Origin of the sequence: Actinoplanes sp. NPDC051346, assembly GCF_040682215.1 — a bacterium.
Classification (GTDB): domain Bacteria; phylum Actinomycetota; class Actinomycetes; order Mycobacteriales; family Micromonosporaceae; genus Actinoplanes.
Window position 1 is genome coordinate 1 of sequence record NZ_JBFBAJ010000018.1, and the last position, 16,155, is coordinate 16,155.

Genomic DNA, 16,155 nt, shown 5'->3' on the forward strand with positions numbered 1-16,155 from the left:
CGAGGGCTTAACCACACCAAACTTGATACTCAGCGTCCACTGTGTGATTCACAGCAAACAACCACCCATCCCCGGAAACACTCACCGGGGACAGGATGGTGCTGCTGAAAGGTGTTTCGGTGGTCATAGCGGAGGGGAAACGCCCGGTCTCATTCCGAACCCGGAAGCTAAGCCCTCCAGCGCCGATGGTACTGCACTCGGGAGGGTGTGGGAGAGTAGGACGCCGCCGGACTTAACGTGAAGAAACGCCCACCCCGACACACGTGTCGGGGTGGGCGTTTCCGTTATATCCACACCCATGTCATCTGAGGCCGACCCGCCCCCGGGTCGGCCTTTCCTCATTTCCACACCCAAACAGGCGACCGCCCGGGACCATTCGCTTCCCGCGCTATGGGGGTAACCGGGCGAGGTATCACCCTGCTCACCTCCGCCGCGGTCTGAGCACCGGCGGCGGCAGGGCGCGCCCGGACGATGTGTCTCAGGCGGCCGGCGAGGCTAGTGGCGGGTTTGGGCGGCGCCGCGGATATCACGCAGCAGGCCCGCCGCGTCGGTCTCCGTGCGGCCCGGGAACATCGCCAACGCCAAGCTTCCATGGTCCGCCCAGCCGCACACCGGCATGTCCACACCGTCGGACTTCGTGGTGCCGCATTTCATGGTGCCGCCGAGCGGGCCCGCCGACACGTCATGCAGCCCGACGACCGCACCCTGGGCGTCTGAGATCAGCTCGAGGGCGGTGTCGAGATCGTTCTCCGGAGTCCAGAGCAGCGTCGTGCCGCCGAAGAACAGCACGTCCTTACCGCTGCCATCCGAATAGACCGCGCCGATCGCCTTGTCCAGTTCCACATCCGCCGACAGTGCCGTCTGGAGGTACTCGGCCGTCGAGCGGCCGTTCTCGCTGGTGTTCAAAGCGAGGCCATTTACCTGCGGCGGCACCGTGAGGGTCGCGTCCTTCTGATCGGCGATTCGCCAACCGGCGTACCCGATGATTCCCGCACCCAGAAGGCTGACCGCGAGGAGTGAGCGGAGCACGATGGTCTTGGCCCGGCTAGGGGGTGCGTTGTCCTTCGCTTCTTGCTCCGCCGGCTCCGTGAGCGGGAAAGGCTCGGGAGCGATCTCCGCCGGCTCGACCGGGGAGGCAGGCGTATCGCCAGGGCGCTCGGACATCGTGCGAGCCTAACAACAAGTTATCCACAGGCGGGGGCATGCGCCCGCAGCCCACCCCCACGGGCTCCGTAGACTTGTCGCGTGACCGAAGCAACCGACACCCGCACCCCCGACAGCCGGCCCACCGGTGGCCTCTCCGCCCAGTACCAGCCGGGTGAAGTAGAGCAGCGGCGGTACGAGCACTGGGTATCGGCCGGCTACTTCACGGCGGACCCGGCGAGTGACAAGCCACCCTTCTCCATCGTCATCCCTCCGCCGAACGTGACCGGTTCCCTGCACATCGGCCACGCCCTCGACCACACCATTCAGGACACGCTCAGCCGGCTCAAGCGCATGCAGGGCTTCGAGGTGTTGTGGCTGCCCGGCATGGACCACGCCGGCATCGCCACGCAGAACGTGGTCGAGCGGCAGCTCGCCTCGCAGAAGCTGTCCCGCCACGACCTCGGGCGCGAGAAGTTCGTCGAGAGGGTCTGGGAGTGGAAGGCCGAGTCCGGCGGTGCGATCCTCGGACAGATGCGTCGCCTCGGCGACTCCGTCGACTGGAGCCGCGAGCGGTTCACCATGGACGAGGGCCTGTCGCGGGCCGTCCAGACGATCTTCAAGCGACTGTACGACGACGACCTGATCTACCGTGCCAACCGGATCATCAACTGGTGCCCGCGGTGCCTGACCGCGCTCAGTGACATCGAGGTCGAGCACTCCGACGACGACGGCGAGCTGGTTTCGATCCGCTACGGCGACGGCGACAACGCGATCGTGGTCGCCACCACGCGGGCCGAGACGATGCTCGGCGACACGGCGGTGGCCGTGCACCCCGACGACGAGCGCTACAAGCACCTGATCGGCACCGAAGTCGAGCTTCCCCTCACCGGGCGGCGCATTCCGATCGTGGCCGACGAACACGTCGACCCCAGCTTCGGTACGGGTGCTGTCAAGGTGACGCCGGCGCACGACCCGAACGACTTCGAGATCGGCCAGCGGCACGACCTGCCGAGCATCACGATCATGGACGAACGGGCCGTCGTCACCGTACCCGGACCGTTCGAGGGTCTTGATCGTTACGAGGCCCGGCCGGCGATCGTGGCCGCCCTGCGTGAGCAGGGACGGATCGTCGCCGAGAAGCGTCCCTATGTGCATTCCGTGGGTCACTGCTCCCGGTGCAAGACGACCGTCGAGCCGCGGCTGTCGCTGCAGTGGTTCGTCAACACCGGCCCGCTGGCCAAGGCCGCCGGCGACGCGGTGCGCGACGGGCGGGTGACGATCGAGCCCGTCGAGCTCTCCAAGCGCTACTTCGCCTGGGTCGACAACATGCACGACTGGTGCATCTCGCGCCAGCTGTGGTGGGGACACCGCATCCCCGTCTGGTACGGGCCCAACGACGAGGTCGTCTGCGTCGGCCCCGACGAGGAACCGCCCAGCGGTGAGGGCTGGCGCCAGGACGAGGACGTGCTCGACACCTGGTTCTCGTCCGCCCTGTGGCCGTTCTCCACGATGGGTTGGCCCGAGCAGACCGACACCCTGGCGAGGTTCTATCCGACCAGCGTGCTGGTCACCGGCTACGACATCCTCTTCTTCTGGGTCGCCCGGATGATGATGTTCGGTCTGTACGCGATGGATGGCGTGCAGCCCTTCAACGTGGTGAACCTGCACGGCATGGTCCGCGACGGGCACGGCAAGAAGATGTCGAAGTCTTTCGGCAACGTGGTGGACCCGCTGGACTGGATCGACCGTTACGGCGCCGACGCCACCCGGTTCACGCTGGCCCGCGGCGCCAACCCCGGCTCCGACGTGCCGATCAGCGAGGAGTGGTGCCAGGGCTCCCGCAACTTCTGCAACAAGCTGTGGAACGCGACGCGCTTCGCGCTGATGAACGGTGCCACGGTCGAGGGCGACCTGCCCGCGGTGGAGGAGCTGTCCGCCGTCGACAAGTGGATCCTCTCCCGGCTGCAGCACGTCGTCGCCGAGGTCGACGAGCTGTTCGCCACCTATGAGTACGCGAAGGTCTGCGACACCCTCTATCACTTTGCCTGGGACGACGTCTGTGACTGGTACGTCGAGCTCAGCAAGCCCGTCCTCGCCGGCGACGGTGCTGAGGCCGCACGGAGCCGACGGGTGCTCGGGCACGTCCTCGACCAGCTGCTGCGCCTGCTCCACCCGGTCATCCCGTTCGTCACCGAGGAGCTGTGGACGGTGCTGACCGGCGCCGAGACCGTCACGCGGGCCGCGTGGCCGGTGGTCGACCGGGCGCTGATCGACGACGCGGCCGAGGAGGAGCTCACCGCCCTGCAGAAGGTGGTCACCGAGGTGCGGCGATTCCGTTCCGACCAGGGCCTGCGGCCCGGCCAGCGGGTCAGCGCGGCGCTCACCGGGCTCGGCAACGTCGGCATCGACGCCCACGAGCCGCTGATCAGGTCGCTCGCCCGGCTCGACGCCCCCGGCGCCGAGTTCACCGCCACGGCGACCCTGGCGATCACCGGCGGCATCACGGTCGACCTCGACACCCGCGGCACGATCGACGTCGCGGCCGAGCGTGCCCGCCTCGAGAAGGACCGTGCGGCGGCCGAGAAGGAGGCGGCGCAGTGCCGGGCCAAGCTGGGCAACGAGGCGTTCATCGGCAAGGCGCCGGAGCAGGTGGTGGCGAAGATCAAGGATCGGCTCGCCACGGCCGAGGCCGACCTCACCCGGATCGCCGCGGCGCTGACGGCGTTGCCCTCAGCATGAGCGCCCCCTACCTCGGCACGGCCGGAGGCCGGAAATGAGCAGCTACGACGAGGTGGTGGCCGCGCTCGACGGGCGCGGCTTCACCCGCATGCACTTCGACATGCAGAAGATCCGTGACCTCATGGACGTGCTGGGCAGCCCGCAGCGGGCGTACCCGGCGATCCACCTGACCGGCACCAACGGCAAGACGTCGACCGCGCGGATGATCGACAGTCTGCTGCGGGCGCATGGCCTGCACACCGGCCGCTACACCAGCCCGCACCTGGAGACGGTCCGCGAGCGGATCAGCCTCGACGGAGAGCCGGTGTCCGAGGAGCGGCTCGTCGTCACGTACGAGGAGGTCGCACCCCTGGCGGACCTCATCGACAAGCGGGCGCCGGAGCCGCTGACCTACTTCGACATGACCACGGCGATGGCGTTCGCGGCCTTCGCGGACGCGCCCGTGGACATCGCCGTCGTCGAGGTGGGACTGGGCGGCGAGGAGGACGCGACCAACGTCATCGAGGCGGGCGTCTGCGTCATCACCCCGATCGGGCTCGACCACACCGAGTGGCTTGGCGACACGATCGAGGACATCGCCTGGGCGAAGGCCGGCATCATCCACCGCGGCGCCACCGTCATCACCGCGGTGCAGACCGAGGAGGCGCTGCGGCCCCTGCTCGAGCGCTGCGCCGACCTGGGCGCCACACTCGCCCGTGAGGGCAGCGAGTTCGGAGTGGTCCGCCGCGACCAGGCGGTCGGTGGCCAGCTACTCACCCTGCAGGGCCTCGGCGGTGTGTACGACGAGGTGTTCCTGCCGCTCTTCGGCGCTCACCAGGCCCAGAACGCGGCGCTGGCCCTGGCCGCCGTCGAAGCGTTCCTTGGCGCCGGTGCCCACAAGCAGCTCGACCTCGAGCTCGTCCGGGAAGGCTTCGCCAGCGTGGACTCGCCCGGGCGGCTCGAGCGCGTACGCAGCGCGCCCACGATCCTGCTCGACGGCGCCCACAACCCGCACGGCATGACCGCCACCGTCACCGCGTTGGAGGAGGAGTTCGCGTTCCGCCACCTCGTCGTGGTGGTCGCGGTGCTCGGCGACAAGGACGTCTCCGGCCTGATCGACCTCCTTGAGCCGGTCGCGGCCCGCATCGTCGTCACGCAGAACAGTTCGCCCCGATCCATGCCCGTCGCCGAGCTGGCGGAGATCGCGATGAACATCTTCGGCGAGGACCGGGTGACCGTCGCACACACGATGCCTGACGCGATCGAGGAAGCGGTCGTGCTCGCCGAGGAGGACACAAGCGGCGAGCTGAGCGGCGTGGGAGTGCTGATCACGGGCTCCGTCGTGACGGTGGCAGACGCCAGGAAGCTGCTGAAAAAGTGACGACACCCGACCCGGCTCCTCCCGGTCGCTCCCCGGACTCGGAACCGGATTCGGAGCCGGAATCGGCTGCGGCCGGCGGCCGGCGCTCGGGGCTGCGCAATCCCGAGGCCGCCGTCCGGGGCCTCGGCTCCGGAACGCTGGTGTTGGAAGCGATCGTGCTTCTCCTCGCGATCCAGCCGATCCGCATCATGGGCGGCGAGCTGACCGGTTGGGGAATCGGCGCGGTGGTCGGCCTCGCGCTCGCCGCCGTGGCGATCGCCGGAAGCATGCGGCGCTCCTGGGCCTGGCACGCGGGGACGGCCTTGCAGGCGCTGCTGCTGGTTTCCGGGCTGCTGCACTGGTCACTCGCCGCGCTCGGGCTCATCTTCGGGGCCGCCTGGGTATACGCGAGCTACGTTCGCCGCACGATCCTGGGCTGAGCCGGGACCATCAGCTCGCCGCGCCGGGTCCGCGACCCTGCCCGCGCCGGGTCCGGGATGTGCCGCGCCAGGCCTGCGATGCGCCGCGCCAGGCCTGCGATGCGCCGCGCCGGGCCGCGACCCAGCCGCGCCGGGCCTGCGACCCAGCCGCGCCGGGCCCGCGACCCAGCCGCGCCGGGCCCGCGACCCAGCCGCGCCGGGCCCGCGACCCAGCCGCGCCGGGCCTGCGACCCAGCCGCGCCGGGCCCGCGACCCAGCCCGCCGACTGCGGGCCGTCAGCGGATGGCTCTCCATTGGGTTATGGCGATGTTGTGCTCGTCCGGGTCGTGGAAGGATGCCGCCCACAGTTCCAACTTGTCGCCTCGGTTTACCGGGCGTGGGCCGTGGACGAAGGCGACACCCTTGCGCTTCAGTTCCTGGTAGACGGCTTCCACGTCGCCCACCTCGAGGTTGAGGTGGAAGTGGCGGCCCGCGACGGTGGACAGATCGCCTACCGTGCGCAGGACCAGGCGGGTGTCGCCCGACGCCAGTACCGCGTTTCCTCGGCCGGCGTCGATTTCGAAGAAGCCCAGCATCTCCTTGTAGAACTCGATCGAGCGGGCCAGGTTGGTGACCAGCACGGTGATGCCCACGCCGTGGATGGCGCCGGCCGGGCCTGGGCGGGCGCTCGGGTATGCCGTGATCAACTCGTCGGCGCGGTCGTCCGGCTGGAAGCCGTCCTCGAGATCGGACCACGGGCCGCGCCGCTGGCTCTGTTCGGGCACTGCTCGCCTCGGGCCTCGCTGAGGGTCGGTCGCTTCTTGGGATTCCGGCGGGGAAATGGAGTCCTGTGAGCTCTCCTGAGATATTACGCTCTGTGATCGATCTTGGGAGGCGGCACGCTTTGCGCCGTCTTTGGCGGTGACTCTCTGCGAGCTTTCCTGAGGAGTGACGTTGCGTTGAGACGGAGGATTGACGTTCTGTAGGCCAGCCTGAGGGGCGGAAGCGCGTGGAACTTGATCCTGGGAAGCCGGGCGCGGGGCTTGTTGAGGGACCGGTTCGCCTCCCGGGGACGGCGGATGTGCCGGTTCCCCAGCGCTTTCCGTCTCTCTGCCGGGGCGCTCGTGTGGGCGCTGTTCGGGCCGTTGTTCCGGGATCGGCGGGGCGCTCGCGGGTGCCTGTGCGGTCTGGGGATCCTCGGGTGACGTCTCGTCCCTGTTCCGGTTGCGCAAGGCATTGCTGAGTGCCGCCACCCCGGCGGCGACGGCCGCGGCCAATCCCGTGGCTGCCTTCGGGGAAGCGACCGGGTGTTCGCTTGGCGGAGTGGATGACGTTTCCGGGGCTACGGCACTCTCGGACCGGACGTGAGGCCGGGCGGAGAATTCCTCCTTCGAGGAGGAATCTCTGACAGCGCCGGCATACGGGTCCGGGAGAGACGACGAAGCTTGGCCGGGGGGAGCCGCTGAGGGCGGATCAGATGGTGAGGCCTGGCTGGACGGCGCCGGTGAGAGCGGGCCCGAGGGCGAGGCAGGGGTCGACGGCCGCGAGGCGGGGGCTTCTGTCTCGTGGGGAGCGGCCGCGTCTCGGGATTCGGTGGCGCGCTGTTGCCAGGGCGGTGGTTCGAGGTCGCCTAGGAGGTCGTCGTCCGAGGGTTCGGGCTGGCGCGGGGTGCTCATGGGGGAGGGCTCGGCCGGACGCTCGGTGGCAGGCTGGGCCATGATGCCGCTAGCCATCGCCGCGCGGGACTCTGGCCGGTTTTCCGGTGGGGGTTCCGGGTCGCCTTCCAAGGGAAGATCGATGTCCTCGTCGACAGATTCCGCCGAGGGGGTGGTCATCGTGGCCGTGGGAGGAGTCTGCCTGGAGGGTCCGGCATCTGAGGTGGCAGCCGACTCAGGTGTTTCGGCTGGCGGCACGTCGCTGGGGAGGCCTTCGTCGATCGGCGCCGGGGATTGTTGCGCCAGGGATGCCGTGGATTCCTCGGGCGGCGCTGATCGCGGCTTGGGGCGGGGGCGCGGTCGAGAGTCGGCGGGGCGGGTCGGTGCCGTGGGTGGTGATCCAGGCGGTGCCGCAGCGGTCGCCCCGGATAAGGGTGCAGATGACGCGGCGGTGTGTGCCCCCGCGGGCGAGGCCTGGGTTGTTGAGGGCGAGCCCGGGGGTGCAGCGGGAGGTCCTGCCGGCGAGCCCGAAGGTGCGGCAGGTGACACAGGAGGCGCTGCGGGCGAGGTTGGTGATGCTGCCGGCGGGGCGGGGGGTGCTGTGGGCGGCGGGGCTGTTGCCGTTGCCGTGCCCGCTCGGCGGGGGAGGGGCTGGATGTAGTCGCCCTCCACCAGCTGTCCCTCGACGATGGGTCCTCCCGGAGCGTCGTGGACGATCACGCCCGGTGGCGGGGGTGGGGGGAGGTCGTCCGGGTCGCCCGCTCGGGGTGCCGGGGGTGGTGGCGGCGGGGGTTCGTCTGGGCCTCGGCCCCATTGGCGGTCTCGGGCGGCCCACGGCGGGGGTTCCGGTTCTCCGCCCAGCAGGTCGTCGTCCGGCAGGTCTTCCTCGTAAAACGCCGGCGAGGCGGTGGCCGTGGTTGCCTGGTGTGGCTCTGTTTCGTCCCAGTCGATTTTGACGCGGCGCATGTCGTCGACGTCGACGGTGACCGGGAGCATGTCGCCGGGGTGGGGCCATTTGGCCACCGGGACGCGGGGGTCGCGGACCGTCACCTCGGCGGCGGGGAGGCCGGGGGCGATGATCAGGATGAGGATCTCGGCGCGGCCGTAGATGGAGGTGGCGGGGGGTTCCGAGACTGCCTTGACCTGGGCTGTGCCCGAGACCCAGGCGCGGGCGCCGCGGCGGACCACGTTGACCATGCCGATGCCGATCGCGAGTGCCAGCATCGCCACGCCCAGCGCGACGATCGCCCAGCTCGACATGCCGAGACCGAACACCATGACGAAGACGGCGATGGTGCCGACGACCGCGGCCACGAGCTTGCGGGCCGGCGCGATCGGCCGGCCGTTCTGGTTCGCCACTGTGGACCTCCCGGGGACTACCCGTCAGGTTACGTAGCGGCGAGCATCGGTGGAAAGTGCGCTACCGGACGGTTGCTGCTCGCGCCGGACGAGGTACCGATAGGCTGACATCCCGGCATGACAACACCGGCGTGTCGCGTTGCCCGCCGGGGCCGTACCACGACCAGGAGGCCGTTTTCGTGTCCACCAGCCCTGCCGAGCGCACGCTCGTGCTCGTCAAGCCCGATGCGCTGCGGCGCGGCCTGCTCGGGGAGATTCTCGGCCGCTTCGAGCGTAAGGGCCTCGTCGTCGAGGCTCTTGAGCTGCGCACCATGGACGCGGAGCTGGCCGACGCGCACTACGCCGAGCACGTGGACAAGGCGTTCTATCCGCCGCTGAAGGACTTCATGACCGGCGGACCGCTGGTCGCCGCGGTGCTTTCCGGCGACGAGGTGATCTCGGTCGTGCGCACTCTGGTCGGCGCCACCGACGGGCGCAAAGCCGCCGCGGGCACGATCCGTGGCGACCTGTCCCTGTCCAACCGGGAGAACCTCGTGCACGCCTCCGACTCCGCGGACAGCGCGAAGCGCGAGCTCGCGCTCTGGTTCCCGAACCTCTGACGCTTGCGTCACTGAGTCCGACGCGGGCGGATATGCCCTGACGGCTCCGACCGGGCAGCCGGCCATGACCGCGCCCCGCCCGAGTCGACGCGGACCCGGGCGGCGTCCGGCGGCGAGACGATCGCCCCCGTGACGTCGTCCCGCCGCGCGTGCCCCGCGCGGTGCGGCAAAAGCCCCTGGCCGGACCCCGCGTGCGCTCGCGCGGTGCGGCAAAAGCCCTGGCCGGATCTCCCGCCCGCTCGCGCGGTGCGGCAAAGCCCTGGCCGGACCCGCGTGCGCCCGCGTGCTGCGGCCAAAGCCCTGGTCGGACCTCGCGCCCGCCCGCATGCTGCGGGCGAAGGCACTGGCCGGGCCGGCGACGCGGATGCTGTCGCGAGAGGAACCGTAGAGACCGGCGGCGGCCTAGGAAACGGATTCGGAGCCGGCCGAATCGTCGCCCAGCAGGGTGACCAGGGCGGTTCCGGCGGGCGCGAGCGCGTAGAACACCCGCCGGCCGGCCCGGCGACGGTGCGCCACCCCGGCCGCCTGCAGAGCCGCGAGATGCTCGGAGACGGTGCTCGGCGCCAGGCCGAGGATGCGCGCCAGGCCGGTGGTCGTGGTCGGGGTCCGCAGTGCCCGCAGCACGGATGCCCGGCCGCGGCCGACCAGGAGCCCGAGCCGGTCGTCGTCCGAGACCGATGGTTTCACCGAGTCCTCGGCCAGCAGCGCGGCACCTCGGCACTGGTAGTCGACCGATTGCAACTCGGGGTCCGAGCTGGAACAGCCCACATGACCACCCGCGAAGATCACCGGCATGAGGACCAGGCGACGGTCGCGAACCGTCAACGCGTGGTCGAGCGGCTTCGCCAGGGTCAGCATGGGCGGGTTCCAGCTGATCTGGGGGTGCAGCTCGGACAGCAACCCCTCCGGCCCGTTGGTAGCCAGCTCGCGGGCCCGCAGCAGGACCTCCTCGTCGAGGGCGGTGCGCATGGCGGGCCAGTACGGCTCGATCGCGGCCTCCCAGTACGCCGCCAGCCCCTCGGTCAGCCGGCGCAGGGAACCGCGCAGGTCCGTACGGAAGGGAAGAAGGTCTGGTGGGATCGCGCCGTTCGGGAAATCCGCCGCGAACTGGGCCTCCGCGAGTTCATGCGGGGTGTCGCGGACAAGCTCGAGTTGCTCGGTGATGGTCGGTAGCCCGGTGCGCGGAACCGGTAGCAGGAAGTTGGGAATGATCATCGGGGCGTCGAGGAAGAGGCGTAACGGGTCCATGATCGGGTTCGTGGCGAGGATTCGCCGAGCGCGCCCGGCCCAGGCGGTGTACGGCCAGGGCACCGAACTGAACCGCCCCATGAGATGGAGGCTGTACACCGCCTCGGCCAGCGGACTGATGGCGATCCTGGTCCTGGCCACCGTCGCGTCGTCGAGCTCGATGTGGATCATCGTCGAAGCTTAGGCGGGCCGACGGGGCCGACGGTCGGTCGTCGGCCCCGTCACGCCGGTGGGCTCGGGGCTCAGAGCGCCGGCGGCTCGTTGCGCACGGCGATCGAGAGCCGGTTCCACACGTTGATCGTGGCGATGGCCATGAGCACGTTGCCCAGTTCCTCCTCGGTGAACGCCTTGGCGGCCGGCTCCCAGACCTCGTCCGGGACGCCGTCCTCGCCTAGGCGGGTCACCGCGTCGGTCAGTGCCAGCGCCGCCCGCTCGCGGTCGCTGAAGAACGGCGCGTCGTGCCATGCCGCGACGGCGAAGAGGCGGCGGGACGACTCTCCCTGTTCCAGCGCTTCGCGGCTGTGCATGTCGGTGCAGAACGAGCAGCCGTTCACCATCGACGCGCGCAGCTTGATCAGCTCCAGCAGGGTGGGGTCGACGGTCTGCCGGCAGTACTGCTCCATGCCGAGGACCGCGCGGTAGGCGCCCGGGGCGACCTGGTCGATCGTCAAGCGGGACATGGGAACCTCCTGTGAGTTGCGGTGTCACCTTGAGGACGAGACAGCTCCCGTCGTTGTGACAGCGACCCGGAGGAGCGAAGAAAAGCGGATGCGCGCCGGGGTATCGTTGTTCACAAGGCGTCGATCCGGCCATCACCGGGGAGCCTCCGGAAGAACGGACCCGGATGATCCGGGTCTCAGTAGAACCGGGCGGTACCGGCCCGCATCCGCGCCGGCGAACGAGCGGGCGGCCGCATCGCGACCGTCAAGCGAGGTGGTACCGCGGGCTCTGCCGAGCTCGTCCTCGCAGTCCACGTGACCTGCGAGGAAAGCGAACCACCGATGGCGTATCCCCAGCACACCGACGCATCCGGCGTGCCAGCGAGCCCGGACCTGCCCGCGGTCGAGCGGGCCGTGCTCGAGCACTGGGCGGCCGACAAGACCTTCGAGGCCTCCGTCGACCAGCGTCCCGCCGGGCAGGACGGCGGCAACGAGTACGTCTTCTACGACGGCCCGCCGTTCGCCAACGGGCTGCCGCACTACGGGCACCTGTTCACCGGCTATGTCAAGGACGTCGTTCCGCGTTACCAGACGATGCGGGGCAGGCGCGTCGAGCGGCGGTTCGGGTGGGACACCCACGGGCTGCCCGCCGAGGTGGAGGCCGAGAAGCAGCTCGGCATCAGCACCAAGGCGCAGATCCTCGAGCTGGGCGTCGACAAGTTCAACGACGCCTGCCGCACGTCCGTGCTGACGTACACCAAGGATTGGGAGCGGTACGTCACGCGCCAGGCCCGGTGGGTCGACTTCGGCAACGATTACAAGACCCTCGACCCCAGTTACATGGAGTCGGTCATGTGGGCGTTCAAGACCCTGCACGACAAGGGCCTGGTGTACGAGGGCTTCCGGGTGCTCGCGTACTGCTTCCGCTGCGAGACGCCGCTGTCGAACACCGAGACGCGGATGGACGACGTCTACCGGGACCGGACCGACCCGGCGCTGACCGTCACGTTCCGGTTGGAGACCGGCGAGGACATCGCGGTGTGGACCACTACGCCGTGGACGCTGCCGTCGAACCTCGCGCTCGCGGTCGGGCCCGACATCGAGTACGCCGTGCTGGAGAAGGACGGCCACAAGCTCGTCCTGGGCGCCGGACGGGTGGGCGCCTACGCCAAGGAGTTGGACGGGTACGAGCAGGTGGGTACGGTGCGCGGCAGTGAGCTGGCCGGGCGTCGCTACACCCCGATGTTCGACTTCCTGGTGGAGCAGGCCGGGCCGAACGCTTTCCAGGTGCTCGCGGCCGACTACGTCAGCGACGAGGACGGTACGGGCGTCGTGCACCAGGCGCCGGCCTTCGGTGAGGACGACCAGAACGTCTGCAACGCGGCCGGCATCCCGACCGTCGTGACCGTGGACGAGCACACCCGGTTCACCGCGCTGGTCGCGCCGTGGGAGGGCGTGCAGGTCTTCGAGGCGAACAAGCCGATCATCGCCGACCTCAAGGGGCGCGGCCTGGTGCTGCGGCACGAGGGCTACACGCACTCGTACCCGCACTGCTGGCGTTGTGACACCCCGCTGGTCTACAAGGCGGTGTCGTCGTGGTTCGTGGCCGTGACCACATTCCGGGACCGGATGGTCGAGCTCAACCAGGAGATCACCTGGACGCCCGGGCACATCAAGGACGGCTCGTTCGGCAAGTGGCTGGCGAACGCCCGCGACTGGTCGATCTCCCGCAACCGGTTCTGGGGTTCGCCGATCCCGGTGTGGAAGTCCGACGACCCGAACTACCCGCGGGCCGACGTGTACGGCTCGTTCGAGGAGATGGAACGCGACTTCGGGGTGAAGGTCACCGACCTGCACCGTCCGTACGTCGACGAGCTGACCCGGCCGAACCCGGACGACCCGACCGGGAAGTCGACGATGCGCCGGGTGCCGGAGGTGCTCGACTGCTGGTTCGAGTCGGGGTCGATGCCGTTCGCGCAGGTGCACTACCCGTTCGAGAACAAGGAATGGTTCGAGCACCACTACCCGGGCGACTTCATCGTCGAGTACATCGGCCAGACGCGCGGCTGGTTCTACACCATGCACGTGCTGGCCACGGCGCTGTTCGACCGGCCGGCGTTCCGCAACTGCCTCAGCCACGGCATCCTGCTCGGCGAGGACGGGCGCAAGATGTCCAAGAGCCTGCGCAACTACCCGGACGTCTACGGGGTCTTCGACTCCTACGGCTCGGATGCCATGCGGTGGATGCTCATGTCGTCGCCGGTGCTGCGCGGCGGTGACATGCCGGTCACCGAGACCGCGATCCGCGATTCGGTCCGGCAGGTGCTGCTCCCGCTCTGGAACGTCTGGTACTTCTTCAGCCTGTACGCGAACGCGTCGGGTCACACCGCGACCCCGCGGACCGACTCCGAGCATCTGCTCGACCGTTACATCCTGGCGAAGACCAACGAGCTGGTCACCGACGTCCAGGCCCGGATGGACGAGTACGACATCTCGGGTGCCGCCGGCGCGGTGCGGTCATACCTCGACGCGCTCACCAACTGGTACGTGCGCCGCTCCCGTGACCGCTTCTGGGCCGGCGACGCCGACGCGTTCGACACCCTGGCCACCGTGCTCGAGGTGTTGTGCCGGGTCGTCGCGCCGTTGGCCCCGCTGACCAGCGAGGAGATCTGGCGTGGGCTGACCGGTGGCCGCTCGGTGCACCTGACCGACTGGCCCTCGGCGCGGGAGTTCCCCGCCGACCACGAGCTGGTGGCGTCGATGGACGCGATCCGTGACGTGGCGTCGGCGGCGCTGTCGCTGCGCAAGGCCCGCGGGCTGCGGGTGCGCCTGCCGCTGGCCCGGCTCACCGTGGCCACGGGCGACGCCGAGCGGCTGCGGGCGTTCCAGGACCTGCTCGTCGACGAGGTCAACGTGAAGGAGGTCGCGCTCAGCGCCGATCTGGCCGCGTACTGTCGGCAGGTTTTGACCGTGGTCCCGCGGGCCCTCGGACCGCGCCTGGGCAAGCAGGTGCAGCAGGTGATCAAGGCCGTCAAGGCCGGCGACTGGGAGCTGGTCGACGGCGCGCCGGTCGCGGCGGGCGTCACCCTCCAGGACGGCGAGTACGAGCTGAAGCTCGTCGCCGCCGACGTGGAGAATTCCGCGCCGCTGCCCGGGGACCGTGGTGTCGTCATGCTCGACACCGAGGTCACCCCGGAGCTCGCCGCCGAGGGCCTGGCCCGCGACGTGATCCGGGTGGTGCAGCAGGCGCGCCGCGGGGCGGACCTGGACGTCTCGGACCGCATCACGCTCACCGTCGCCGCCGCCGAAGCGGTCGTGGCCGCGGTGGAGGCGCACCGCGACTTCGTCGCCGCCGAAACCCTGGCCACGTCGCTGAGCTTCGGCGGCGTGAGCGAGGGCTTCGCGGGCGAGGTCGGCGACGGCGACACCGTGACGGTCTCGGTGGTCCGCGCCGGCTAGCCGCACCTGACGAGGCTCGGCATTTGCCGTCTTACGCGGTAAATGCCGAGCCCGGTGCCAAGCTCGACGAGAGATTCCCCGGCGGCGTCGGATATCGTCCTACCGCCCCCCACTTCTCTTTTGCATGTCCGCCGGAGGAACACGTTGCCGCTGCTCTACTCGATCGGCAAAATCACAGTCGGCAAGGCGATGATGATCGGCTGGCGACCCCGCGTCGAAGGCCTCGAGAACATCCCCGCCACCGGCGGCGCCATTTTCGCCGGAAACCACCTGTCCGTCGCGGACGAGCTGTTCCTCGGCGCGGTCGTGCCGCGGCACATCGCCTTCTGGGCCAAGGCCGAGTACTTCCGCGGCGGCGGCCTGCGTGGCAACCTCACCAAGCTCGTCATGAACGGCCTCGGCGCGATCCGGGTCGAGCGTGGCGGCGGCCGCGCCGCGCTTACCGCCTTCGACGGCGCCATCCCGGTGCTCAAGGCCGGCGACCTGGTCGCCGTCTATCCCGAGGGCACCCGCTCCCCGGACGGCAAGCTCTACCGAGGGCGTACGGGCGCGGCCCGCCTCGCCGTCGCCGCCGGCGTGCCGATCATCCCGGTCGGCATGGTCGGCACGGAGAAGGTGCAGCCGATCGGGCAGCCGTATCCGAAGTGGGGCCAGGGCAAGGGCGAGGTCACGGTGAAGTTCGGCAAGCCGATCGAAACGGTCGGCCGCGACGACGACCGCACCGCGCTGCGTGCGCTGACCGACGAGGTCATGGCCGAGATCCAGAAGCTGACCGGCCAGGAGTACGTGCCGCGTTACGCCCCGCCGCGCCCCACCTGAGGCGCTTGTTCCTATCCGCGGGTGAGGATGGCGGCGCGCAGCGTGCCGGTGAGTCCGGCGCTCTCCTCGACCGACCGGCGGGTCAGCAGCACGGTGGCCATGCTGCCATGGTCGGCCCAGGCGCAGACGACGACCGTGCCCTGCCGGGTACGGCCGACGCCACACCGCTCGTGCACGCCGGTCTCGCCGAGGTCGAACGCCTGGATGTCCTCGATCTGGTACGCCTCGGTCAGGTGCGCCAGCTCGGCCTCGACATCGCTCTCCGGAGTCAGGCGTAGTCCGGTCGTCCCGAAGAGGGTGACCCGTTTGCCGTTACCGTCGGCGTACACGCCGGCGAAGGCGTCACCGGATGACACCAAGTTGGTGCCACCGGCCTGCTCGGCGAGGCGCTCGGTGGCTTGCCGGCCGGCCGCGTCCTCCCGAAGGTCGAGATCGCCGATGTGCGACGGCAGGACGGCCGACACCGGGTACTGCTGGGCGGCAGGCAGGAGGAAGTAGCCGGGTACGCCACAGCAGCACAGGGCGCTGAGCAGGGCGACCATGAACAGCCGACGTCCCCAGCGGCGCTTGCGGCGAGGCGGGGGCGGTAGCGGTCGCGCGGCGGGCCGACCCCCGGCCCGCGGGGGTTGGCCGGCGGGGCGGGGACCGGCCTGCGGTTGCCGGACAAGCGGTGCCGGTTGTCGCTTTTGTCGTTTCTTGGCCTTCTTGCCTGGC

General features: G+C 70.0%; 12 protein-coding genes and 1 rRNA gene. 8 read left to right on the forward strand and 5 right to left on the reverse strand.

Features of this window, described 5'->3' with window-relative positions; all coding sequences use genetic code 11:
* Positions 1-115 precede the first annotated feature (115 nt).
* Positions 116-232: ribosomal RNA gene (gene rrf, locus AB0M36_RS32730) — 5S ribosomal RNA — on the forward strand.
* A gap of 263 nt (positions 233-495) precedes the next feature.
* Here the strand turns inward: rrf and AB0M36_RS32735 are convergent.
* Positions 496-1,164 carry a hypothetical protein gene (locus AB0M36_RS32735; RefSeq protein WP_364165608.1) on the reverse strand — a complete coding sequence of 223 codons (669 nt, stop codon included), beginning with the start codon at positions 1,162-1,164 and terminating at the stop codon, positions 496-498.
* Positions 1,165-1,245: 81 nt separating this feature from the next.
* Between AB0M36_RS32735 and AB0M36_RS32740 the strand changes: the two genes are divergently transcribed.
* From AB0M36_RS32740 to AB0M36_RS32750, 3 genes are all read left to right on the forward strand, one after another.
* Positions 1,246-3,885: a valine--tRNA ligase gene (locus AB0M36_RS32740; RefSeq protein ID WP_364165611.1), complete on the forward strand. Its 2,640-nt coding sequence runs from the start codon at positions 1,246-1,248 to the stop codon at positions 3,883-3,885.
* A gap of 34 nt (positions 3,886-3,919) precedes the next feature.
* Positions 3,920-5,245, forward strand: a complete 1,326-nt coding sequence (locus AB0M36_RS32745; RefSeq protein WP_364165615.1) for a folylpolyglutamate synthase/dihydrofolate synthase family protein — start codon at positions 3,920-3,922, stop codon at positions 5,243-5,245.
* Between the two features lie 92 nt (positions 5,246-5,337).
* Positions 5,338-5,664 carry a DUF4233 domain-containing protein gene (locus AB0M36_RS32750; protein ID WP_364165911.1) on the forward strand — a complete coding sequence of 109 codons (327 nt, stop codon included), beginning with the start codon at positions 5,338-5,340 and terminating at the stop codon, positions 5,662-5,664.
* A 275-nt stretch (positions 5,665-5,939) separates the two neighbouring features.
* Here AB0M36_RS32750 and AB0M36_RS32755 read toward each other — a convergent pair whose 3' ends face one another.
* The gene (locus tag AB0M36_RS32755; RefSeq protein ID WP_364165617.1) at positions 5,940-6,428 is read right to left on the reverse strand and encodes a VOC family protein; all 489 of its coding nucleotides are present in this window, start codon (positions 6,426-6,428) and stop codon (positions 5,940-5,942) included.
* 2,065 nt (positions 6,429-8,493) lie between these two features.
* On the opposite strand from AB0M36_RS32755, the gene AB0M36_RS32760 reads away from it, so the two are divergent.
* Both AB0M36_RS32760 and ndk read left to right on the forward strand, forming a co-directional pair.
* Positions 8,494-8,694 (forward strand): hypothetical protein, encoded by a 201-nt coding sequence (locus AB0M36_RS32760; RefSeq protein ID WP_364165620.1) that lies wholly within the window; start codon positions 8,494-8,496, stop codon positions 8,692-8,694.
* 142 nt (positions 8,695-8,836) lie between these two features.
* Positions 8,837-9,256 carry a nucleoside-diphosphate kinase gene (gene ndk, locus AB0M36_RS32765; RefSeq protein ID WP_364165623.1) on the forward strand — a complete coding sequence of 140 codons (420 nt, stop codon included), beginning with the start codon at positions 8,837-8,839 and terminating at the stop codon, positions 9,254-9,256.
* A gap of 402 nt (positions 9,257-9,658) precedes the next feature.
* On the opposite strand, the gene AB0M36_RS32770 is transcribed toward ndk, so the two are convergent.
* The gene (locus AB0M36_RS32770; protein WP_364165626.1) at positions 9,659-10,675 is read right to left on the reverse strand and encodes a helix-turn-helix domain-containing protein; all 1,017 of its coding nucleotides are present in this window, start codon (positions 10,673-10,675) and stop codon (positions 9,659-9,661) included.
* A 71-nt stretch (positions 10,676-10,746) separates the two neighbouring features.
* Complete coding sequence (locus AB0M36_RS32775) at positions 10,747-11,184, reverse strand: carboxymuconolactone decarboxylase family protein (RefSeq protein ID WP_364165629.1); 438 nt, start codon at positions 11,182-11,184, stop codon at positions 10,747-10,749.
* A 321-nt stretch (positions 11,185-11,505) separates the two neighbouring features.
* Between AB0M36_RS32775 and ileS the strand changes: the two genes are divergently transcribed.
* Together ileS and AB0M36_RS32785 are read left to right on the forward strand one after the other, a co-directional pair.
* Positions 11,506-14,622, forward strand: coding sequence for an isoleucine--tRNA ligase (ileS, locus tag AB0M36_RS32780; protein WP_364165631.1), 3,117 nt, complete (start codon positions 11,506-11,508; stop codon positions 14,620-14,622).
* Positions 14,623-14,766: 144 nt separating this feature from the next.
* Entirely contained in the window at positions 14,767-15,441 is a 675-nt protein-coding gene (locus AB0M36_RS32785; protein WP_364165634.1) for a lysophospholipid acyltransferase family protein, read from the forward strand.
* A gap of 11 nt (positions 15,442-15,452) precedes the next feature.
* On the opposite strand, the gene AB0M36_RS32790 is transcribed toward AB0M36_RS32785, so the two are convergent.
* Positions 15,453-15,983 carry a hypothetical protein gene (locus AB0M36_RS32790; RefSeq protein ID WP_364165637.1) on the reverse strand — a complete coding sequence of 177 codons (531 nt, stop codon included), beginning with the start codon at positions 15,981-15,983 and terminating at the stop codon, positions 15,453-15,455.
* Positions 15,984-16,155: the final 172 nt, after the last annotated feature.

Bases quoted from the DNA above. Each gene is read 5' to 3' on its own strand.
- AB0M36_RS32790 (WP_364165637.1), bottom strand. From the start codon at position 15,983: ATGGTCGCCCTGCTCAGCGCCCTGTGCTGCTGTGGCGTACCCGGCTAC.
- AB0M36_RS32745 (WP_364165615.1), top strand. From the start codon at position 3,920: ATGAGCAGCTACGACGAGGTGGTGGCCGCGCTCGACGGGCGCGGCTTC.
- AB0M36_RS32735 (WP_364165608.1), bottom strand. From the start codon at position 1,164: ATGTCCGAGCGCCCTGGCGATACGCCTGCCTCCCCGGTCGAGCCGGCG.
- ileS (WP_364165631.1), top strand. From the start codon at position 11,506: ATGGCGTATCCCCAGCACACCGACGCATCCGGCGTGCCAGCGAGCCCG.
- AB0M36_RS32770 (WP_364165626.1), bottom strand. From the start codon at position 10,675: ATGATCCACATCGAGCTCGACGACGCGACGGTGGCCAGGACCAGGATC.
- AB0M36_RS32775 (WP_364165629.1), bottom strand. From the start codon at position 11,184: ATGTCCCGCTTGACGATCGACCAGGTCGCCCCGGGCGCCTACCGCGCG.
- AB0M36_RS32760 (WP_364165620.1), top strand. From the start codon at position 8,494: ATGCCGATGCCGATCGCGAGTGCCAGCATCGCCACGCCCAGCGCGACG.